Here is a 23,166-nt window from a genome sequence, read left to right as displayed (position 1 = left end):
ATATTAAATGTATATTCATTGCCTGCAAAATTATTAAAGTTTTAAATGCTTTTAATAAAATTCCTATTATTTAGTGGCAAAAACAATCTTCTATGCATAATTTATATAGATAGAAAAATTATTAAGAAAAATATTAAAGTGAATTCATAAAAATCAGGAGGGAGAATAATGGATCAAAGAAAGTTAAATGAGCTTCTTGAAGCTGCTAAAAAAGGAGACTATTCAAAACTTGAGGAGGTTAAGAGCATGGTTTCTGAAGAAGATTATCAGAAAGCACTTAATATTTTCAATCAATATAGTCAAAAATCTGAAGAAGAAATCCTAAAGGAGTTAGGTAGGCTTAAACACCTTATCCCTAACCAGCAAGAAATTATTGACCAGATGCTACCTTTTTTAGATGAAGAACAGAAGGCTAAATTAGATAGAATTTTAGAGATTCTGGAGGGCTATTAAAAAATGAGAGGATTTTCCTCTCATTTTCAGCTATCTATAGTAGTTCCACATATTTTTCTACGGCTTCGACAATTCGGTGGGTTGTTATTAACGTTGCCCCTTTATTAATATCCAAATACATCACCCTATCTTCTTGAAGCATAGGTATACTTTCTCTTATTAATTTATAAGCCTTACTTGTTCCCTTCCCAAGTGAATAGCCTTTATAAAAATCTATTCCTTGTGCTGCTGCCATTAGCTCAATAGCCAAAACGTTTACCGTATTACGATAGATCTCTCTGGCCTTTCTTGCTGCAATCGTCCCCATCGAAACATGATCTTCTTGGTTTGCAGAGGATGGTATAGAATCTACACTGGCAGGATGTGCTAAGACCTTATTTTCAGAAACTAAAGCTGCGGCAGCATACTGAGCAATCATAAAGCCTGAGTGTAACCCTCCCTTTGCTGTTAAAAAAGCTGGAAGTCCACTTAATTGTGGATTTACTAGTCTTTCTATTCTTCGCTCAGAGACATTAGCAATCTCTGCAATGGCTATACCTAAAAAATCAAAGGGTAATGCCATCGGTTGGCCATGAAAGTTTCCACCAGAAATTACCTCTTCTTCATCAGGAAAGATAAGAGGATTGTCTGTAGCAGCATTAATTTCTATATTTATCTTTGACGCCACATAAGCAAGAGCGTCTCTACTAGCCCCATGAATTTGAGGAACACATCTTAAGGTATAAGCATCCTGTACCCTTAACTCTCCCTGCCTTGTGGTATAAGTACTAGCTTCTAATAGGTTTAATAGATTTTTAGCAGTCTGCTGTTGTCCTAAATGAGGTCTTATATGATGAAGCTTCCAATCAAAAGCATCTACAATCCCTCTTTGTGCCTCTACTGTAAGCGCTGCTGCTATATCCGCAAGCTTTAATAATTGTTTACAATCATAAACAGTTAAAGCTCCTATTGCAGTCATTACCTGTGTTCCATTGATTAGTGCTAATCCCTCTTTAGAGGTTAATTGAATCGTTGGTATACCAGCTTTCTCCATGGCCTCTCTTCCCGGCATTCGTTTACCATGATATATTGCTTCCCCTTCCCCTATCATCACCAGTACCATATGAGAAAGTGGCGCTAAATCTCCACTAGCACCTAAAGATCCTTTCTCAGGGATGATGGGATGTACTCTTTTATTTAGCATTTCTATCAAGGTTTTTATCGTGCTTAAACGAATTCCAGAGTGTCCCTTTGCTAAAGCATTGGCTCTTAATAACATAATTCCCCTTACAACTTCTTCCTCTAAAGGATTTCCCACACCACAAGCATGGCTAATGATCAAGTTTCTTTGAAGTTCTGCTGTTTCATCTTTAGAAATTGCCACATCACTAAATTTACCAAATCCCGTAGTAATACCATAAACTATTTTTTCATCTTCCACAAATTTATCTACTAATGCCCTTGTTCTATTCACCTTCTCTACTGCCGTAGGTGTTAAATCTACTTTGTAATCCTTTCTTGCCACCTCTACAATCGCTTCTAGTGTCAAACTGTTTCCATCAATTAAAATTGTATGCAATCTACTCGCTCCTTTATATGGAAAATTAACAATACCCGTAAACGCCACTTGTACAACTTTTCTAGTTCCTTTAAAAGAGAATCAAATGTATTCATTAGAAAGCATTTGAAAAAATTTTAACGCCGTCAATTCTTAAAACGAAACACAAGCATGCTATTTAATTTTTTGTACGATATTAAATAATTGCACAACTCAAATTGTAAAGATATTTCTTCCTATTCATATTATACTTTCTTTACAATTTTTTTGCAACATTTACAATTTATTTAGCAATCTAACTTTTTAATTGGTTAAAGTTATAAAGCCATAAATATACGGCTATGCATCTCAACATGCTAAGGGCTATATTATTCCTCATAAAAAGCCCTGTAATTCCTACAGGGCTTTAAAAGTTATTTTATTCTACTTTGAAGTTGCTGGTATACTTCTTCTGCTGACTGTCCTCGCGCTGAAATAATCGGAGACTTTGTTACAGCATTTTCCATGCCTAATACATTGCTATCTTGTCCAGCTATAATGATTGCATCATACTTATTTAAGTTATCGTTTTTCAGACCTTCTACTTCATAACCTTTTTCTTGCAAATAGTTTCTTACATCTGCTAATCCATCTTCAATAGCAATTTTTTTCTTCATTGTTTATAGATACCTCCTAAAAGTTCAATAGCATCACTACTATTATTTGAATTTGTAAGAGATATTATTCTACATCCATCGTATTTAGTATGGGTGCTATAATACTACTGGTTGTTTTTGCAAGATTATAGGATTGAAAATCAAACTCCTTCTCCATCAATGGTACCGAAAGGTACAGTATTCCCTTTATTTCTCCGCAGAATAGTATAGGCACGATAATAATAGACTTCCAGTTGGGTGTTCCAGTTAGAATATTGGTGGTTTTAATATCTTGCCAATCAATTAAATATTCTCCTTTTGCTGTGTGTAGTGCTTTTTTTACTAAATCTTGATTATAATTTATCTCATCTACCCACTCATTACAAAATCTTCTTCTATTAAAATGCTGCACGACTCTTGCGTTTTCTACCTTAAATAAGATACCTTCCTGAGCCTCTAGGGTTTCTATCAGTCTTCCTAATAAAATAAATATTTTATTAGCAACTTCCTCAGTACTTCCTATTAGTTCTATTGCCTCCATCAATACTAATACATTTCGTTGATCTTCTACAATATTGCCTTTGACAATACCTGCCAACTTATCGATTCTCTTGTCAGTAAACCCTATACCCGCTTCCCAAACTACCGTTTGATTTCGTCCTCTTTCCTTCGCAGCATATAAAGCTTGATCGGCTTTTTCGATAATGGCTTCTTTATGCATACCTTCCTCCATATAGGAAGCTATGCCATAACTTAAGGTAATTTTATCTTTATTCTCCAACAACTCCAGTTTTTCAAACTGCTTCCTCATTTTTTCTGCTACCTTATAAGCTTCTTGTTTTGTAGTATCAGGTAATAATATGATGAACTCCTCTCCTCCATACCTCCCAACAATATCTGTTTTACGAATATTCTTCATCAACACTTTACCTACTTTTGTCAGTATAAAATCTCCTTGTTGATGACCATAAGTATCATTGATCTTTTTAAAATGATCAATATCACACATAATAATAGAAAAGGTGCCCCCTTGATTTTTTGCTTTTTCAAATTCCTCTAACAACATATGTTCAAAATACTTTCTAGTATATACCCCTGTCAGTTTATCCACAAAGGAAGAAATTTTTAAGTAATAATTATCTAATAAAATCGAAGTCAATGGCAAGAGTTTTTCGCAGGCCTCATATCCTTCCAAAGTAAAATTGTGAAATACCTCATTGGTTTCCATATATAAATAGCCTAATATTTTTTTTACGTTTTCCCTTCTTAAGTCATTTTCTATATTTTTATTTTGTTCCCCCTTCTGAAAAATAGGTAAACAAATAAAGGCATTCCTCTCATAGTGGAGAAACTCCTTATCACTTTCTATCAAACTTTTGATATTGTCAATGATTAATCCTTTTTGTTTCTTAGAAACGCTTTCTAAGATATCTGTTATTTTTTCTATATCGCTTTTTTCACCAAAACGCGCAATTTCTTCTTGATGATTGTATGCACTAACAATGATTGCTTTTTTTGCCAACACTTTTTTTGCAGCTAACTTTAATACTAAATCTAAGTTTTGATTTGTATGATATACTAGCTGACTTAGTAATTCTTCGATACTGTTAATTCCTACCGGGAAATTTTTTTCATACTGCTTTATAGCCTTTTCATAAAAGTCGGGATTTTTAAACAGCTGCTGTAGGTGGCTTATTTTAAAATAACTATCTAAATCAACTTTGCTGTTACTTAAATCAGGTAAAGGTTTGTTTTTTATAGATGCTTCTATCGTAGATAATTTTAGTTTTATATCATATTTTTTTTCACTTAATATATACTTCTCTTTAAATTTCTCTGGTACATTTAAAAATATCATCTTAATGGTATATATGGCTTTTAAATAATAATTTATAGCATGGTAATCATCCCTTAGCTGATAATAAGCTTCTCCTAGTTCCTGATAAATTTTCCATTTTAGCTCTTTATAACCTTCTAGACACTTTTCAGAGGCTATTTCTTCTAAGTGTCTTATTTTTTCCTTAGGAGAATCCTCTACTAATGCTTCTATATACCTCCTTTTATAAGGAGAATATTTGGTACGGGTAACATCTTTTAATTCACGATCTCTTTGTAGTATTTGTTGTACTTTAGCCGCATCTTTTTTATAGCAGTAATATAGCGTAGAGTAAAATAAAAGCTCTCCTATATCTTTACTATAGAAGGTTTTCTTATATTCTTTCATAATATCAAGCAGGATATCTGCATCTTCTTCATTTAGACAATAAGAAGCAAAAAACTTCATCAGTTTCATTTTTAGTTTTCGTTTAGGATGAGATTTATTAAAATCCGTAAAGAAAATCCTACAACTTTCTAACGCTTCTTCATATGCCCCCATTGCCATATATAATTCAGTCTCCACCTCATAGTACATTTCAAAATATAGAGCTTCTTCAGAATATAATTGCAGTTCTTCCTTTGCCTTGATTAAATAGCTATATGCTTTATTATATTCTGCAGTATTTAAATAACATTGCGTAAAGTAGATGTATAAAAGAAATCTTGTCGTGTGGTCTGGAAAGTTTAATGATAGAGAGGTGTTTTTTGTTAACAATTCTATTGCCTTTTCATATTCCTCTTCTAAAATATAAGCAACAGCTATGCTATTATAGATTTTTATCATCATTTCAAAATCGTTATACTGTTGAGCAATTTTTAATGCTTTGTCATAATACTTTCTAGCATTTTCACTATTTTGAAAATACTCTACAAAAACATTTCCTATATTGTTTAAGGTACCTGCTATTTCTTGGGTTTTGTTAGCTTTTTCAAAATAGCCTATACTATCTTTAAAAAACCTAATCGCTTCTAGAGCATCGCTTCTTAAATGCTTTATAACACCCTTTTGGTTCAAGAATAAACCTATATATTCCAAGCTGTTATGACTATAAGCTAGATTAAGGTATGTATTACAAAGAAACTCAGCCTTTTTTATTCTTCTAGTACTTATATATACTGTACTCAAAAGATAACCCGCCTCTAATAATCCTCGGAAATAACTATGATTTTCTGCCATTTCTATATTTTCTTCAAATCTGTTAATAGCTTCCTTCAATTGATTCTTCAGCAGATAAATATAGCCTATTTTATTTTTTATATCGATAAGGGCTTTGTAGGCTCCTTCTGCTTCAGCCAAATAAACTGCTTCCCTATAATAGTGAATAGCTTTTTCACTTTTTCCTTGTCTTTGGTAGGTATTTCCTAGTTTAATTAAAATTTGTAGCTTTCGTTCATCGTTTTCCCCTAGCAGTCTGTACGCATTTTCATAAAAAGTTAACGCTTCTGTATAAATCCTCAAGCGGCACATTCCATCCCCAGCCTCTATACAATAATGTATCGCTTTATCCCGTTGATTTGACTGTAGTAAATGATAAATCAATTCTTCTTTATTCTCTCTATCTTCTTTTTTATAAAGCTTTTCTAATATTTCACTTATAAGAACATGTAACCTTCTTTTTTCTTCTTTGTCTATATTATAATAGATATAGTACTTTAACTGCTTACTATGAAAACTATAAGCATATCCCCAATCCTCTAATTTCTCATCTAAAACTTTTAATGCCACTAAACGATCAATGTGATTAATATAGTTTTCATCTTCTCCTAACAATTTAGTAATAATCTCTAAAGATACGGAAGTTTTAAACACCGCCATGATTTTTAATACTTTTTTTTGTACATCATCTATCCCATCTATCTGTTTTAATAGGGCTTGATCAAAGCCCTTCGATAGCTTTATTTTTGAGTAATCATCTTCTGTTACTCTCCACAACCACCCTTTATGAACATCATAATAATCCACGGTCAATAGGTTTTGAGCATAGAGCTCTTCTAATAGCTCCTCTATAACACCAGGGTTTCCTTCTGTATCCTTCATCACTTCTGTAGCAAAATCTAAGGGTTCTTTGCTGCAGCCTAATATGTGCTTTATTAGTTTTGCTGTTTCTTCAACTGTAAGTCTTCCTAGCTTAATATCAAGAATATAATCCAACCTAGACCATCTTTTTATATACTCTTCTATTTCAGTATAGCGATGGTTTTCCTTGTTAAATGTAGCAATGATTGTCACTGAAGCTTTCTTCATAGTATTAATACTATGAAAATAGTCTACAAACCTAACAACAGATACATCCGCCAAATGTATATCATCCAATGTAATCATGATAGGGTGTTTTAAAGATAAATCTATAATAAAGTTTGTCACTCTATCATAGAGTCTTAATATTTCCTTATCTTCTGACAGTTCTGTATCATAGGTAATATTTTTATTGACACCAATTTCCGGTGTCAATCTAAGCAGCTCAATATAATATTTTTCTATAATATTTGGCGTAGCTAAACTTAGCATTTGCCTTATAAGTTTTGGTATTACACTATAAAAGTCTTGCGTTTCTGATAAAATCCTGGTGTTAAAGGTTTTATGTTTTTCTAATCTTACTCTGTACAAAACTTCTTTTATTAGTCTAGTTTTACCGATACCCTCATCTCCATGAATTAGTACTAAGCTTTTATAATTTTCATCCAGACTATCTTTATTTGACTTCTGTAGAGAAAGTATTTGTTGTAGTTCTTTATCTCTTCCTATGATAGGGGTTTTAAAGTTTAACTTCTCTAGTTGTTTCTGATTTTCGAATTTTTCTTCTATGCCATATAATTTCACGATTTCTTCGTTTACTTGATAAATGGTGTGAAACCGATCGCTTAAGTCAGTATGAATCATCCTTTGAATTAACTTAAACAAGGTTATTTCCCAACTTTTCTCACCATTCCAGTGAAAATAATTAATCTTTTGCGTTAACCTACTGGCACTGACAACTTCTAAGGTGTAAAAATAGTACAATATTCCTCCTAAAGAGTAAATGTCAGTATAATTTCCTAAAGCAAAGTCACAAACTACCTCTGGCGCTATAAAAGAATCAGTAGAAAATTCTCTATACTTTTTATCTATTTCTTTCTTTTTAATCGTGATTAGATCTAAAAGCTTAACTGTAAAACCATCCTCAGATTCTTGTATAAATAATGTTTCCAAACTTATAAACTTATAGATCATTCCATGAAAATGTAAAAACTCTATCCCACTAAAAATTTGGCGATACAACAGTAATAGTTTATTCTTATCAAAAGGAGTATCCACCTTTAAAGATTTTTCATTATTAACGTATTCCGTCGTATAATAATACTTTGTTTTCTTCATAGGTTGATCATCAATGGTTTCTATAATATTAAAATGATAGACTGAAAGAATATTGGGATGAATTAGAGAAGAAATTTCATAAAAATAAGTTATACAATAATTAATAAATTCTTTATTGAGCTTAATATCATCAACAATATATAAAAAAACTTTTTGCTCTCCTTTAAATAGATCTATTGCAACATATTGCTTTTGATTCGTTTCTAAAGATTGAATGATTTTATATCTATTGTTAATTAGTTCCATAGTATCCCATCCCTAAAAAACATTTTTTGTTACCAAAACGAAACATATATCTATATATATGTAATAAACATTTATATTACTAACTAGGACTATTGTACCATATTTTTGATTTTTTGGAAATTTTCTTTGTCAGCCTATAGGTCTTTTGTTAAAATCGATACCTTATAGTTATATGCTCTAAACCTAAATTTTAATAGCCAAGGTCTATGGGTTTCACCCTTGACTAAAAAACACAAGTAAATGCTGTAAATAAAGTTTTTAGCAAATTGAAATTCAAGATGTATAGTTATTCATTTTTTAAAAGAATAATCAAAAACTGGTTTAAGGTTGAGGTACCTCAACCTTAGTTATTTTTATTTAGGTATCACTATGTTTAGTCCCTGTTTTACAACAGTGAAATTTGTGGGCAATCTCCCTCCAAATTCTCCGTCTAAATCTAAATCAATTGCATCATCACTGTGGATGGTAAACTCCTGCACCTGTAAATATTTTAATGCTGGATGTTTCGCATGAGCTCCGGTGAAAATTTTTAGAAATATCGTTGCTACATCCTTTAATTGACTATGCTCCACAATCAACAAATCCAGCTGCCCATCATCTACTTTAGCCTGGGGCGCAATATATTTAAACCCTCCTACGGAGGGACTATTGGCTATGATAAAAAATAAGATTTCTTTTTCTTCCTCATGACCGTTGGTTTGAACTTTTATTTTTACTGGTCTAAACATTAGTTTTGAAAATTCTTTAATTCCTTCTATATAATAAGCGAACTTTCCCATCACAGTTTTAGCCTCAGAAGAAACTTTATGAGCAACCTCTGGTAGTAGGCCTGCCGCTGCTACATTTAAGAAGTACCGTTCTCCTCCTTTACCAACGTCCACCTTCATGAGGTTTCCCTGAAGAATCATTTTACTAAATTCATCTACATGACGAGGGACTTTCAAATAGCTGCCGAAATCATTGACAGTTCCAGCAGGGTATATCGCTAAAGCAGGTTTAATATCACTCTCCATGATACCATTTACTACTTCATTTACTGTTCCATCTCCTCCAACTGCTATGATTAAATCGTACTTACCGGCATTTTCAAAAGCTAATTTTTTTGCATGTAAATGCTCCATCGTATAAACCACATCTACCTGTTTTCTTCCACCTTTTTTTAAAAGCTCTACCAATTTAGGAATGTTTTTTTGCACTATTTGTCTTCCAGCATTAGGATTACAAATAATTTGAATTCTTTCCATAGTATCCCCTTCCACCAACAACTTCTTTTACTTTTATCTATGTCTAATATATCATATTATAATATAGGTGTATACTCATTTGTCTGTGTAGAATGATGATTTTCTTTTCTCATAAAGACATTAATCATGTCACTAAGTTCTTTTATACCATATTTAATTTCATCGACGTTTACTGCTGCAGTACTTAATCGAAAATAAGAAGTTTCTTTATTATTTAAGAAAAACAAATGTCCTGGGGCAAAAACAATCTTTTGCTTTACCGTCATCTCATATAATTCCTTAGAAGATAATCCTTTCGGTAACTTAAACCAAAAGTTTACACCACCCTTTGGTAAGGTATATTCTACCTCCTGAGGCATATATTCTTTTATACTCCTAACCATTGCTTCAAATCTTTCCATATACTGAGTACCCATATACCGAATATGCTGTTGCCAAGTACCTTTTTTTAAATATAATTCTAAGGCTCTTTGCAAAAGTCCCGATGTAGAAATATCTGTTGTATGTTTTGCCAATAGCACCTCTCCATAAACAAGTCTTGGTACCACTAAAAAACCAAGTCTTAAACCCGGCATAAGAATTTTAGAAAAGCTCTTTATATATATTACCAAATCTTTGTGATCCAAGCTCTTTAGTGTAATATTTTCGTTGTTATAGAAATTTAAATCACTTAAATAATCATCCTCCACAATTAACAAATGGTACTTTTCTGCAATCTCTAATATTTTTTTCTTTTTTTCTAAACTATAAGAAATCCCTGTTGGATTTTGAAAATTAGGCATCATATACAAAAATTTCGGTTGATAGGCAATAATTTTCTTTTCTAAATCCTGTAGATTTAAGCCGTCTTTTTCTAAAGGTATATCTATAATTTTTGCGCCTCTAGATTCAAAAACCGCCATAGCTCCCCTATAAGAAGGTCCTTCTATCATCACATAATCTCCATAGTTCAGTAACCCTTTAGCAATAATATCAATTCCTTGTTGCGCTCCAGAGATAATCTGAATGTTATTTATATCTGTAATAATATTGTAATTATCTATGTATTCCTTTAAAGCAAGTCTCAAAGGGTAATATCCTTGACTTTCCTGATAACCGAAGGCCGAGCCCTTGTCACGGTCTAATACTTCATTTAATACTTCTTTAAAATCATCTACAGGAAATAAATCAGTAGACGGTGTAGCACTGGCAAAATTTATCGTATTTTTTTCTAGCTGAATGTGTCCCTGTTCTATCAAGGAAGTTTTTGGCCCGTGATCAAATCCCTCATTATTGTGAAGATCAAAGGCTACATAAGTACCACTACCTATTTTTTTATAAACTAACTTTTCTTCTTCCAACATTCTATAGCTGCTAACAACAGTAACATTGTTTACTTCTAACATCTCTGATAATTTTCTGATAGGAGGAAGTCTGTCCCCCTTCTTCAACTTCCCCTCCACGATGAAACCCTTTAGAGCTTTGTATAGCTGTATATATAAATGCTGCGAAGATACGTCTTTATCTAACTTAATTTTTTCAAATAGTTTCATTCTTCATCACCATCACTTTAAATGTTTCCATACAATTTTATTACATTATACCATATGTTTGTATTTCTTACAAAAGCAATGGAAAATAATTGAGGCACGTAATTCGTGCCTGCTTTTAGTCTCTCTTATACTTATCTACTAATTTTTGAAGGGTTCTAGCCTGCATACCAGCTTCTTCTGCTAAATTTTTAAAAGTTTCTGCCACATCCTTATCATCCGTATGCTTTGAAAACATTTCATAATCCCTTACCATTTCCTGTGCATCTAATAATTTTTTTGTAATCATATCTTTTGTCTCAAGATTCATCCTATAACACTCCTTTATATTTTATTATTGTTGCTACTGTTAGTTTTGCAAATTAAAATATCAATTATGTATCAAAAAAATAATTTTTCAGCTTCCTTCATAATATAAAGAATATAAAGGAATATTTTAAAAAGTTGTTATTTATATAAAAACTTTTTTTCTTAAATAGGATATAAACTTGATGTATGTCATCGCTTGGTATAAAATATAATGAATTTATAAAGGCTATATTCAGAGGTGAAGGATATGTATAGTTTTAAAACACTAAAACCTTTTCTTATTAAAAATAAGTGGCCCTACCTTCTAGGCATTTTATGGTTATTGTTTGTAGATATACTACAACTCTTTATCCCAGAAGTACTAAGAAGTATAACCAATCAACTACAGAAAAATCATTTAACCAGCAACGATGTACTTATGTATAGTCTTTATATTCTTCTCATAGGCATTGGTATTGGTTTTTTTCGATTTTTATGGAGAATGCTGATTATAGGAGCCTCTAGGGAGTTGGAATATCACTTAAGAAATAGGCTTTTTTCCCATTTACTTACCCTATCTACAAACTATTATAATCAGCACAAAACCGGAGACTTAATGGCACATCTTACGAATGATATTCATGCGGTAAGAATGGCCTTTGGCCCAGGAATTGTAGCTATGACAGATGCTATTTTTTTAAATATTACAGCTATGGTGATGATGGCTGTAACCATAAATCTTAGACTAACACTTTTGGCTTTATTACCCATGCCCCTCTTAATATTCTCTATGACAAAATTCGGTAAAGAAATTCATACCAAATTCAAATCTGTACAAGAGACCTTCGCAACTGTGACAGATAAGACCCAGGAAAATTTAGCAGGAGTACGTGTAATCAAAGCCTTTGTACAAGAAGATACTGAGATTGCACAATTTAATAAAAAAAGCGAGGCACTTTTTGATAGAAATATGGAATTAGCTAAGTTATTTGGAATTTTTCATCCTCTTGTGCAGTTTTTATCTTCTCTAAGCTTTATTATCGCTATTTGGTATGGGGGAGGATTGGTGATCGAAGGAGGCATGCTTTTAGGCGACTTTGTTGCTTTTATTACTTATCTAGGTTTATTAGTATCCTCTATTTCTGCTATTGGTTGGGTAATCAATGTTATGCAAAGAGGCAGCGCCTCTATGGAAAGACTAAATAAAATTTTGGAAGAAAAACCTGAGATCAAAGATAGTGATATTAAACTAAAACCTGATGAAATAGAGGCTTCTATCCTTTTCAATCAAATTTTCTTTAAATATCCTAATACCCAACATTATGCCCTCAATAACTTTTCTATAGAGATTCCACAGGGTTTTAAAGTAGGCGTTATCGGCAGAACCGGCAGCGGAAAAACCACCATCGCAAACTTATTGTTAAGGCTTTATGATAGCAATAAAGGTAATATCTTTTTAGGGGGATATCCTATTGAAGGAATTCCTTTGAAAAGTTTGAGGGAGCATATTGCCTTTGTAGACCAAGACAGCTTTTTATTTTCTACTACAATTATGGAGAATATAGGATTTGGTATAGATCATTATAAGATCGAAGAAATTCAACAAGCTGCTGCAATAGCAGGAATACATGAAGATATTATGAGCTTCCCAAAAGGCTATGAAACTATGGTGGGAGAAAAAGGTGTTACCCTATCAGGGGGGCAGAGACAGAGGGTTTCTATTGCAAGAGCTTTAATGAAAAAAAGCAAAATTTTAATTTTAGATGATTGTCTATCAGCAGTGGATACCCATACAGAAGAAAAAATATTGACAGCGTTAAAAAATGAGGTAAAGGATAAAACCACAATCATCATCGCTCATCGCGTTTCTACTTTAAAACACTGCGATAAAATTATCCTCCTAGATAATGGTGTTATCATAGAAGAAGGTACCCATGAAGATTTATTATCCTATAGGGGCCTATATCATGATTTTTATGAAAAACAGCTGTTGGAAGAAAAGATAAATATGGAATAAAGATAGGTGATTTTATGAAAAATTTTCATCGTTTTAACGAAGCAACTACAGGCAAATCCTATGATGCTAAATTAATGGCTCGGCTTTTGAAATATGCTAAAGATTATTGGATTTTTTTAACAATATCAATATTGTTATTAACTTTAATTGCTGGTATTGATATAGCACGTCCCTATATTATAAAAATAGCGATAGATGATTATATGAGGGTTTATGATCGCCCTATTACTGAGTATGAAGATACTATTGATTTTAGCTTCATCCCCTCTTCTGCTTTACAGTTAATACGCTATGGGGGAAGCACCTACTTAATTAACGGTACTTTTAACAGCAGTGAAGAAAGTTACCATATCAGTAAAGTGAATCATCAGTATCAGTTAGTAACAGAGGATCAGATCTTTGAAGCTCAAAGCCTGTCTTCTGAAGAAGTAAGAGCCTTTCTAAAAAAAGATATCCACGCTCTTGGGATCTTAAGTATCCTTTATCTTATATTAATTTCCCTAGGAGTGCTTTTTAACTATATACAAGTTTATTTACTAAATTATACTAGCAATAAAATTGTTTTACAGATTCGCAATCAATTATTTGAACAGCTCCAAAAAATGCCGCTTAGTTTTTTTGATAAAAATTCCATTGGACAATTGGTTACAAGAGTTACCAACGATACCGAGACACTACATGAAATGTATACAGGTGTCTTAGTGAATTTATTTAAAGATATTTTTGTCTTATGTGGCATTATATTTATCATGCTGAAAATGAATGTTAAGTTAGCCCTTTTGTCTTTTAGCGTAGTGCCTATCATTCTTATTTCAGCTGCCTTTTTCCGTGCTAAGGTTAGAGCCGTCTATAGAGAGGTAAGAACAAAACTCGGCACTGTCAACGCTCTTTTAAACGCAAATTTTTCTGGCATAAAAACCATACATATTTTTAATAGAGAAGAACAACAGTTTCAAGAATTTAATCAAAGTAATCAAGAACTCCTTGATGCTCATAAAAAACAAAACTTTATTTTTGCTATCTTTAGACCTTCTATGGAGGTTATTTATTCACTAGGTACCGCTATTATTCTTTGGTATGGAGGAAGACAGATTCTACGTCAACATATAGAGTTTGGTGTTCTCTTTGCCTTTATTAATTATATGAAACAGTTTTTTCAACCTATCAATGATTTAACAGAAAAATATAATGTACTTCAATCGGCTATGGCTTCCTCAGAGAGAATTTTTGCATTGTTAGATGAAGAACCCGCTATTAAGGATAGCGCCTCTGTAATCAAAGATCATTGCTTTCAAGGAGAAATCGAATTTAAAAACGTTTGGTTTGCTTATCAAGATGAAGAATGGGTCTTAAAAGACATTAGTTTTAAAATTCATCCAGGAGAATCCATCGCCTTTGTAGGTGCTACAGGGGCAGGGAAGTCTTCCATCATCCAACTTATTGGTCGTTTTTATGATATACAAAAAGGAGAAATTTTAGTAGATGGTATCAATATCAAAAACATTCCTTTAAAAGATTTGCGAAAAAACATCGGTATCCTTCTGCAAGACGTATTTATGTTTACTGGTACCATTAAAGATAATATTGTCTTAAATCATAAAGATTTTACTGAAGATGAGATCATTAAGGTTTCAAAATATGTAAATGCTCATCATTTTATAGAAAGATTACCGCAACAATATAACGAGCCCGTTGCAGAAAAAGGAAACAATTTTTCTACAGGTCAACGCCAACTATTGGCTTTCGCTAGAGCGCTAATCTTTAATCCTCCTATCTTAATTTTTGATGAGGCTACTTCCAATATCGACACAGAAACTGAAGGGCTGATTCAAGACACGATTAAGAGGGTCATACAAGATAAAACCACCATAGCGATTGCCCATCGTTTATCTACAATACAGAATTGTGATAAGATCATTGTGCTACATAAAGGACATATTCGAGAATCTGGTAACCATCAACAGTTGCTTCAACAAAAAGGAATCTACTACCATCTTTACCAGCTGCAATATAAGGAAAATATTAATTTAGTACAAAACAAATGAAAGGCGAAGGAAATTCCCTTCACCTTTCTATGCTACTATGTATTAAGAATTACATAATATTTTTCTTTTATACTTTCCTCATAAATCTGCTGCAAATTTGTAACACTATAGAATAGGAAGTGTCCTCAATATTATAAAATAAGACTTAATCCAGGGGGAAGTTTTACGCCCACTGAATTGTAACCGAAGGATAAAATATAATGATATACTTAATAGTAAAAATAAAGTAACAATAAAATAAGTAGAAAGGATAGGTGGTGTAATGACAAAGCATGAAGGCATTTCTGTTTATAATGAAATAGGTCAATTGAGGAGTGTTTTGCTGCATTGCCCAGGAGAAGAAATCGAAAATATTGTACCAGATTATTTAAGAAGATTACTTTTTGATGAAATTGCATATCTAAAACAGGCTCGCAAAGAACATGATCAGTTTGCAGGTCTCTTGAGACAAGAAGGAACGGAAGTTTTATATCTTACAGAACTAATGGCAGAAATACTAGCCTCCAAAGAAGTCAGAGATCGCTTTTTGGAGGATTTTATGGAAGAAGCCCCTGTAGGAACAGAAGGAATTAAAGAAGCTCTCAGGGAATTTTTTTCTCCTATGTCTCCTCTTGAGATGATTCGAAAATGCATTGCTGGTGTGAGAACAGAGGAACTGGCTGATATCAATCCGAAATCTCTAGGTGATATGGTACGAAACCCTTATCCTTTTTACCTTGATCCTATTCCAAACTTGTATTTTCAGAGAGATCCCTTTGCTTCCATCGGAGAAGGTGTTACGCTGAATGTGATGCACAGTACAACACGAAATAGAGAAACCTTGTTTGCAAAGTATTTATTTGACTATCATCCAAGATTTCAAAATATTCCACGCTGGTATAATCGTGATAAAAGTCATCCTATTGAAGGTGGAGATTTGTTAGTTCTTTCTGAAAAAATAGTTGCCGTGGGTATCAGTGAACGTACAGATGCTGTTGCTATTGAAAAAATGACAAAAAATATTTTTCATTCTAACGAGCCTTTTGAAACTGTTCTTGCCTTTGATATACCTAAAACCCGTGCCTACATGCATCTAGACACAGTATTTACTATGGTAGACTATGATAAGTTTACCATCTATCCAGGTATTGTATCTCCTTTGGATGTTTATAGCATATCTAAAGGGAAAGAATTGCAGATTTCCTACGAAGCTAGCGAGCTTTCTTCTATACTAAAAAAATACTTAAAGCTTCCTGCTGTAGATTTAATTCCTTGTGGTAATGGAGATGTCATTGCTGCTGGTAGAGAACAATGGAGTGATGGTAGCAATACTTTGGCCCTTTCTCCTGGAAAAGTTATTTGTTACGATCGTAATCATGTCACCAATGCCGCATTAAGACAACATGGTGTGGAGGTTCTAGAGTTTGAGTCCTATGAACTATCCCGCGGTCGTGGGGGTCCTCGTTGTATGAGTATGCCTCTCAAAAGAGAAAAGCTATAGCTGCCTTTGACTTCATCGCCAGATAGAGATAAAATAAAAGGTGATGATAAACTATAAATGGTTAGGGAGGCAATTTTATGTATGATTTTCACATCCACAGTAATTTTTCACCAGATGGATTTATGCAGATGGAAGAAGCTGTTGAAGCTGCGATCGAGAAAGGTTTAAAAGAAATCTGTTTTACAGATCACATGGACTATGATTATGATGGTAATGGTAATAACTATAAATTTGATTATAAAAAATACTTTTCATCGATAGAAGCATGTCAGAAGAAATATGCTAATAAAATCGTCATAAACAAAGGTGTTGAAATGGGTGTGCAGCCCCATATCATAAACAGATGCCAAGAAGACATAGAAAAGTATCCTTTTGACTTTGTTATCGCTTCTATCCATTCCGTTGAAAAATCAGAGTTATTTCTAAATAACTTTTTTCATGGCAAAACTCAAAAAAAAGCTTATGAAATTTATTTTGAAGAATTAGCAGATATCGTAAATAATTACGATGGTTACTGTGTATTAGGTCATTTAGATATTATTAAACGCTATGGAAATTTTGATATTTCTCTTCCTTTAGAAACATATGAAGAATTTACAACTGTTATTTTTAAAAAACTTATTGAAAAAGGCAAAGGCATTGAAATAAACACCTCTGGTATTCGTTATAACTTAGGAGATTACCATCCCTCTTTGGATATTCTAACACTATATCATCGTCTTGGAGGAGAAGTTATTACCTTGGGTTCTGATGCTCATTATCCTCATCATGTAGCCTTTGATTTTCATCATGCTTTAAAACAACTTAAGGAAATAGGTTTTCAATATATTACTACCTTTAAACAAATGAAGCCTAGTTTTCACCCTATTAACAAGTTATTGGATTGGGGGAATATGCAGAGAAACTTGTAAGTATTAAAAAAACAGCTAAAAACCCACTTTTCTAGCTGTTTTTTTATTTTAGAGTTGTCCTCTATATCTTTTCATTGCTTCGGTAAATATTTCTGCAGTTGAAGGCGGCGTGTAAGTAATAGCATTGGCTCCTGCTTCAATGGTTCGTAGTATGGATTCTCTGCTATTACCTCCCGTAGCTATAATCGGTACAGTACTGCTAACCTCCCGAATTCTTTTTACAATTTTTGGTGTATTAGCCGCTCCAGAAACATTTAAAATATCTGCTCCTGCTTCAAGCCTTGCTTGAAAGTCCTCATCCTCCGATACAACTGTAATAACAACAGGAATATCTATGGTATTTTTTAATTCTGTTACAATTTCATTTGGTGTAGGTTTATTTAAAACAACCCCTATAGCCCCCTGGAATTCTGCATGAAGTGCTATATTAATACAACGCTTTCCTGTGGTTAATCCTCCTCCTACGCCACAAAAAACAGGCACATCTGAAGCTAGCATTAAAGCTTGCGTAATCAGTAATTGTGGTGTAAAGGGATATACTGCTATTACTGCATCTGCATTGGTATTTTTAATGATAGCAACATCCGTACTAAATAAGATAGATTTCATTCTTTTACCAAAGATTTTTATGCCACTGGCTTCTGCAATACAAGTAGGTAGTTCAATATAATTGCTTCTTAAGACACCTTTAATTTCTGGTACGTATTTTACTTTTTTGATTTGTTGATTATTTTTCTCCATTACACTACCCCCTTTGAATAATATCAATACCATGAGATACTTTTATTATATTCCTTCGTCATGAAGATTGCAATCAGTTATTCTCTGCCTGTTTTTCCTATAACTACAATAATTACATAAGCATTTTGTCGATAGGTATTCTCTTATCCCTATGGCATTGAGGACAATAAAATATATGCAGACACTGGACCTTTGAAACGCCATCTAGTTTTTCCGTAATTTCTTTATCTAGGTAGGGACTATAGTCATCGTAATAATCTTGAATGGCCGCTTGAGCCTCCATTGTACTTCCACAAAAAGAACATTTTACCACATAGCTGGATAAACCATTGCATATGGGACAAACCATTTCCATATAGATCATGCCTCCTTAAATATTATGCTTAAATATATTATCTGCTAGCAGGCTATATTCAATGCCTATAATACGAATTTTTTTATCTATTTACTATATTTTGCAAACAGATCATCTAGTGCTTCCCTTAGCAGAAAAGCCTCAGTTTTATCCGTTTTTTTAGATAATTCACCTAACCGTTCCAGCTGTGTCTTTGTGTAATAATTAGATTTTAAAATCATATTTTCACTTTCTGCAAGACACACTCTATTTTTTCCCTCTCGCTTTGCTCGAAAAAGAGCACTACCGGCAGCTCTTAAAAGCTCTACGGGATTTTTGGCATCTCTAGGAAAATTAGCCACACCAGCACTAATTTTAATGCGAATATCTTGTTTACGATCGCTTAGCTGAAATGTATTCTCATCAAAATACCTTCTTATTTCCTCCATAATAATAAAACCTGTTTCTGCATTGGTATTACTAAATAACACATAAAATTCATCTTTATTGTATCTACCCACTAAATCATTGGATCTAAGATTTTGTTTTAAAACAGAAGCTATTTTTTGTATCACCCTATCTCCTACAGTTTCCCCATAATAGCTGTTTACCGTTTCAAAATTATCGATGTCTATCATAGCAAGGGTAAAGGTTTCTGAAGCACCATTTATTTTCACTTCTACGATTTCATCAAACTCTTCCTTCATCATAATTCCTTGAATTTTTTCAATCATATAACAACCTCCATCTATCTCCCTTTTCGTAGCATTTATAGTAATATATCATTAGCGTTAGTTTAATCCATCGTTTGTCATTTGAAAATTTCTCCACAGCCTAGTTTGATGCAATAATATCCTTCACTATACCCAATATGGCAACCCAAGAGGGTTTTTAAAGATCCTTGGGTTAAGTTAATATCTCTGATAAATATATATGTCTTTTCATTGCCATACATCCCTTATATTATCTTCATCACCAGATAAAAGACTTCTTTTTTTTTGTTTGTTTAGAAAAATATACTTTTTGTCACCTGTAATAATCGCTGCTGATGAAGAATATTTATTGAATATCATCATGAATTTATTAATTGAGGTGGTATAACCTTGAAGAAGTCTTCTTTTATTTTTGGTACAATTTTATTAGCATTGGTCAATGTAGTCGTTCGCTCCCTAGGTTTTATCTATAAAATTTTTCTTTCTAGGTTGATCGGTGCTACAGCTATTGGTTTATACCAAATGGTTTTCCCATTTTTAATGGTCATCATTACAATTCCAACTGCCGGAATTCCTATTGCCGTTTCTAAATTGGTGGCCAAAGAAAAGTCAGTGCATCATCGAGAAGGTATTTATAAAGTATTATTTCTTTCTCTATTGATGGGAGGACTAGCTGCTTTTGTTCTTTCAGTTTTTGTATCTTTAAAAATTGATTTTATCGTTCATAGGCTATTAAAAAATCCAAGCCTCTATTATCCTGTTCTATGGACAATTCCTGCTATCAGTATCATTACTTTTTCCAGCATTTTAAGAGGTTTTTTTTATGGTCTAAAGGAAATGGCTCCAGCTGCTACTGCCCAAATTATTGAGCAGCTCTGTCGCATTATTTTTGTCTTGTCTTATCTCTATTACAAGACACCCTCTAACCCTGTAGCAGCAGCTACCATCGCGATTATTGGTATTTCAATAGGCGAAGTCTTTGGTTTTCTTTATTTAGTTTTAAGATTTAATTTTAAAAAAATAGCAACGAAACCACACTTTTTAAAGGCCTATAGTGATTCTTCTCTTGAAATACTTAATCATTTATTATATGTTGCTATACCCATCACCTTAAGTCGTTTAATTTCTGTAATTATGCAAACAGTAAATTCTATCCTTATCCCACAAAGATTACAGGTAGCAGGTTATTCTTCCACCGTCGCTATTGAGACCTTTGGAAAGATATCAGGGATGGCGATGCCCTTATTGTTTTTACCCTTTACCGTAACAACCGCCTTGGTGATTAACATTATACCTAATATTTCAGAGCAACTGGCAGTAAATAATTGGAAGGATGTAACGTATAAGTCTAGCTTAGCCCTTAGAATGACCCTATTAATCGCTATCCCTACTACCATTGTCTATGTTATCTTCGGTAATCATCTTGCAGAACTGGTTTATAATTGCGAGGAGGTAGGTAAATACCTCTCCCTCATTAGCTACGGCACTATCTTTCTCTGTATGCAACATACATTGTCTGGTATCTTACACGGTATGGGAAAACAAGTCGTTACTACTGTTAACTATCTGCTGGGTATGATACTACAGCTTTATTGTACTTACTTCTTAATCCCTAATCCTAAATACGGCATTTATGGTTATTTTATCGGGTTTCTATTATCGACTTTTACTATTTTTGCTTTAAATCTTGTTACATTGATGAAATATATCAAAATTGATTTGCCTTTTGTACATTCTATACTGAAGCCACTTTTAGCATCTATTCTTATGATTCTTTCAATGATTTATAGTTATAAAGCTTTTTATAGCATTTCCCAAAGCAATGGATGGAGTACCATCATTTCTTCTTTCGTAGGAGCTGGCTTGTACTTTATATTATTACTTATAACCAAAACCTTTGACTTAAAACACCTAATAGAAACCATCAAAGATTAAGAGAAAAAACCAGCACATTTGCTTAGGCTAATATATGCTGGGCTTTTTTTATTTAAGCTCATACGAATGATTATTTTTTAAACAACATCTCCACTTCCTCTGCTTCTCTACAGTTTAAGACATCCTCCGCCCCCAACCAGCCTTTTCTTGCAATACCAATCCCATAAGCAATATCGTCAAAACCAGAGATTCTGTGGGCATCTGGTTCAATCACTAGTTTTACACCTTTTTCCTTAGCATATTTACACATTCTCCAATCCAAATCCAGTCTATGGGGATTGCTATTAATTTCAATCGCAACCGCATTAGCACTACAGGCTTCTATGATGGCTTCTAAATCTACATCATAGGCCTTCCTGGATAGCAATAGTCTTCCTGTAGGATGTCCTAAGATGGTTAAATACTTGTTTTCCACTGCCCTTTTAATACGGTTGGTCATAGATTCTCTATCCATATTAAAATGAGAGTGTATAGAACCTATAATGTAGTCAAATTGGGATAATACTTCCTCACCATAATCTAGAGAACCATCAGGAAGGATATCCGACTCAATACCCTTGAATATTTTTATCTGTGGATACTTTATTCTCAATTGTTGAATTTCTTCATGTTGTTTCTTTACTGCTGCTTCCTTTAAACCATTGGCATAAACTGCTGTTTTGCTGTGGTCAGATATGCCTATATACTGGAAACCTTTATCTATAGCCGCTTTTATCAATTCTTCAAGCGTATTTATACCATCACTATAATTGCTATGTACATGAAATATCCCCTTAATATCCTCCAAATCCACCAGGGTGGGGATATCTCCTGCTTCAGCTGCCTCTATTTCCCCATTGTTTTCTCTCAATTCTGGAGGAATATACTGTAACCGTAACGTCTGAAAAAAGTCTTCTTCATCCTCTACCTTTATTTTTTCATCACCACGAAAAATACCATACTCATTAACTTTTAGTCCCAAAGTTTTCGCCCTATGGCGTATAGCGGTATTATGCTCTTTGCTGCCAGTAAAATGATGTAAGGCTGTAGGGTATTCCTCCTCCTCCACCAATCTTAAATCTATATTGACGCCTGAAGATAGTAGTACACTAGACTTCGTATTTCCTTTGGCTATAATCTTCTCCACCTCTGAAAAGGAAGTAAATTCTTCCATAATTGCTTCTCTTTTTTCCTCTTGACAACTAGCGATGATATCAATATCCTTAATCAGTTCTTTTTGCCTTCTTATGCTTCCTGCTAAACTCACCCCTATGATTGCTTGATTTTTTTGTAATTTCTCTAGAATTGGTCTACTGAAAAGAATACCAGTAGATAACAGATGCTGCCCTCTGTATTTCTTTAGATGGTCAATCCCCTCTAATATTTTATTCTGTGTCTTTTCTCCAAAGCCCTTTAAATGTAAGAGCCTATTTTCTAGACATGCGTATTCTAGCTCACCTAGATTTTTAATAGCTAGTTCACTATACAGAAGCTTTACTTTTTTAGGCCCTAGTCCTGGTATTTTAAGTAAATCAAATATTCCTTCAGGCAGCTGTGATTTTAACTCCTCATAGTATGCTAATCTTCCCGTCCTTACCAACTCCGATATTTTTTCCTGTAAAGCCTTGCCTATACCCTTGACCTCTCCCAACCGATTTTCTTCTACTAAAATGCTTATATCTTCCTTCAGCAACTCTATTGTTCTAGCGCCATTAAAATAAGCTCTAGTTTTAAAGGGATTTTCCCCCTGTATTTCTAACAGAATCCCTATTTCTTCTAATATCTTACTCACTTCTTTTTTATCCATACTACAACACCTCTACTCATTTGTTTCTTTTCTATAGCA

17 protein-coding genes are annotated in these 23,166 nt (G+C 33.2%); 6 read left to right on the top strand and 11 right to left on the bottom strand.

The window, feature by feature from the left end; all coding sequences use genetic code 11:
• Nucleotides 1–168: 168 nt before the first annotated feature.
• Complete coding sequence (locus BJL90_RS12700) at nucleotides 169–453, top strand: hypothetical protein (protein WP_070968570.1); 285 nt, start codon at nucleotides 169–171, stop codon at nucleotides 451–453.
• 34 nt (nucleotides 454–487) lie between these two features.
• On the opposite strand, the gene hutH is transcribed toward BJL90_RS12700, so the two are convergent.
• The 6 genes from hutH to BJL90_RS12670 form a co-directional block, all read right to left on the bottom strand.
• Entirely contained in the window at nucleotides 488–2,011 is a 1,524-nt protein-coding gene (gene hutH, locus BJL90_RS12695; RefSeq protein WP_070968567.1) for a histidine ammonia-lyase, read from the bottom strand.
• A 392-nt stretch (nucleotides 2,012–2,403) separates the two neighbouring features.
• A complete protein-coding gene (locus BJL90_RS12690; protein ID WP_070968564.1) occupies nucleotides 2,404–2,646 on the bottom strand; it encodes a YkuS family protein in 243 nt (80 codons plus the stop codon).
• Between the two features lie 64 nt (nucleotides 2,647–2,710).
• Entirely contained in the window at nucleotides 2,711–8,104 is a 5,394-nt protein-coding gene (locus BJL90_RS12685) for a diguanylate cyclase (RefSeq protein WP_070968561.1), read from the bottom strand.
• A gap of 353 nt (nucleotides 8,105–8,457) precedes the next feature.
• Entirely contained in the window at nucleotides 8,458–9,348 is an 891-nt protein-coding gene (locus BJL90_RS12680) for a diacylglycerol/lipid kinase family protein (RefSeq protein ID WP_070968558.1), read from the bottom strand.
• A 56-nt stretch (nucleotides 9,349–9,404) separates the two neighbouring features.
• Complete coding sequence (pdxR, locus tag BJL90_RS12675) at nucleotides 9,405–10,880, bottom strand: MocR-like pyridoxine biosynthesis transcription factor PdxR (protein WP_070968557.1); 1,476 nt, start codon at nucleotides 10,878–10,880, stop codon at nucleotides 9,405–9,407.
• 115 nt (nucleotides 10,881–10,995) lie between these two features.
• Complete coding sequence (locus BJL90_RS12670; protein WP_070968554.1) at nucleotides 10,996–11,187, bottom strand: hypothetical protein; 192 nt, start codon at nucleotides 11,185–11,187, stop codon at nucleotides 10,996–10,998.
• 246 nt (nucleotides 11,188–11,433) lie between these two features.
• Here BJL90_RS12670 and BJL90_RS12665 point away from each other — a divergent pair, with 246 nt between their 5' ends.
• The 4 genes from BJL90_RS12665 to BJL90_RS12650 all read left to right on the top strand — a co-directional run bounded on the left by BJL90_RS12665 (nucleotide 11,434) and on the right by BJL90_RS12650 (nucleotide 17,618).
• Nucleotides 11,434–13,182: an ABC transporter ATP-binding protein gene (locus BJL90_RS12665; protein WP_070968551.1), complete on the top strand. Its 1,749-nt coding sequence runs from the start codon at nucleotides 11,434–11,436 to the stop codon at nucleotides 13,180–13,182.
• Between the two features lie 14 nt (nucleotides 13,183–13,196).
• The gene (locus tag BJL90_RS12660; protein WP_070968549.1) at nucleotides 13,197–15,227 is read left to right on the top strand and encodes an ABC transporter ATP-binding protein; all 2,031 of its coding nucleotides are present in this window, start codon (nucleotides 13,197–13,199) and stop codon (nucleotides 15,225–15,227) included.
• A gap of 262 nt (nucleotides 15,228–15,489) precedes the next feature.
• Nucleotides 15,490–16,707, top strand: coding sequence for an arginine deiminase (gene arcA / locus BJL90_RS12655; protein ID WP_070968546.1), 1,218 nt, complete (start codon nucleotides 15,490–15,492; stop codon nucleotides 16,705–16,707).
• 77 nt (nucleotides 16,708–16,784) lie between these two features.
• Complete coding sequence (locus tag BJL90_RS12650; protein ID WP_070968543.1) at nucleotides 16,785–17,618, top strand: histidinol-phosphatase HisJ family protein; 834 nt, start codon at nucleotides 16,785–16,787, stop codon at nucleotides 17,616–17,618.
• Nucleotides 17,619–17,666: 48 nt separating this feature from the next.
• On the opposite strand, the gene BJL90_RS12645 is transcribed toward BJL90_RS12650, so the two are convergent.
• The 4 genes from BJL90_RS12645 to BJL90_RS23065 form a co-directional block, all read right to left on the bottom strand.
• On the bottom strand, nucleotides 17,667–18,359 hold the full coding sequence (locus BJL90_RS12645; RefSeq protein WP_070968540.1) for a beta/alpha barrel domain-containing protein: 693 nt from the start codon (nucleotides 18,357–18,359) through the stop codon (nucleotides 17,667–17,669).
• A 112-nt stretch (nucleotides 18,360–18,471) separates the two neighbouring features.
• Entirely contained in the window at nucleotides 18,472–18,714 is a 243-nt protein-coding gene (locus tag BJL90_RS12640; protein ID WP_070968536.1) for a hypothetical protein, read from the bottom strand.
• Nucleotides 18,715–18,800: 86 nt separating this feature from the next.
• Entirely contained in the window at nucleotides 18,801–19,427 is a 627-nt protein-coding gene (locus tag BJL90_RS12635; RefSeq protein WP_070968534.1) for a diguanylate cyclase, read from the bottom strand.
• Between the two features lie 207 nt (nucleotides 19,428–19,634).
• Nucleotides 19,635–19,769: a hypothetical protein gene (locus tag BJL90_RS23065; RefSeq protein ID WP_257786384.1), complete on the bottom strand. Its 135-nt coding sequence runs from the start codon at nucleotides 19,767–19,769 to the stop codon at nucleotides 19,635–19,637.
• 27 nt (nucleotides 19,770–19,796) lie between these two features.
• Between BJL90_RS23065 and spoVB the strand changes: the two genes are divergently transcribed.
• On the top strand, nucleotides 19,797–21,341 hold the full coding sequence (gene spoVB, locus BJL90_RS12630; protein ID WP_070968531.1) for a stage V sporulation protein B: 1,545 nt from the start codon (nucleotides 19,797–19,799) through the stop codon (nucleotides 21,339–21,341).
• Nucleotides 21,342–21,411: 70 nt separating this feature from the next.
• Here spoVB and polX read toward each other — a convergent pair whose 3' ends face one another.
• Nucleotides 21,412–23,127 carry a DNA polymerase/3'-5' exonuclease PolX gene (gene polX / locus BJL90_RS12625; RefSeq protein WP_070968528.1) on the bottom strand — a complete coding sequence of 572 codons (1,716 nt, stop codon included), beginning with the start codon at nucleotides 23,125–23,127 and terminating at the stop codon, nucleotides 21,412–21,414.
• Nucleotides 23,128–23,166: the final 39 nt, after the last annotated feature.

It is taken from the genome of Clostridium formicaceticum (assembly GCF_001854185.1).
GTDB lineage: Bacteria > Bacillota > Clostridia > Peptostreptococcales > Natronincolaceae > Andreesenella > Andreesenella formicacetica.
Note: the sequence above shows the minus strand (reverse complement) of the source record. Positions and strands in the feature narration are given on the sequence as shown.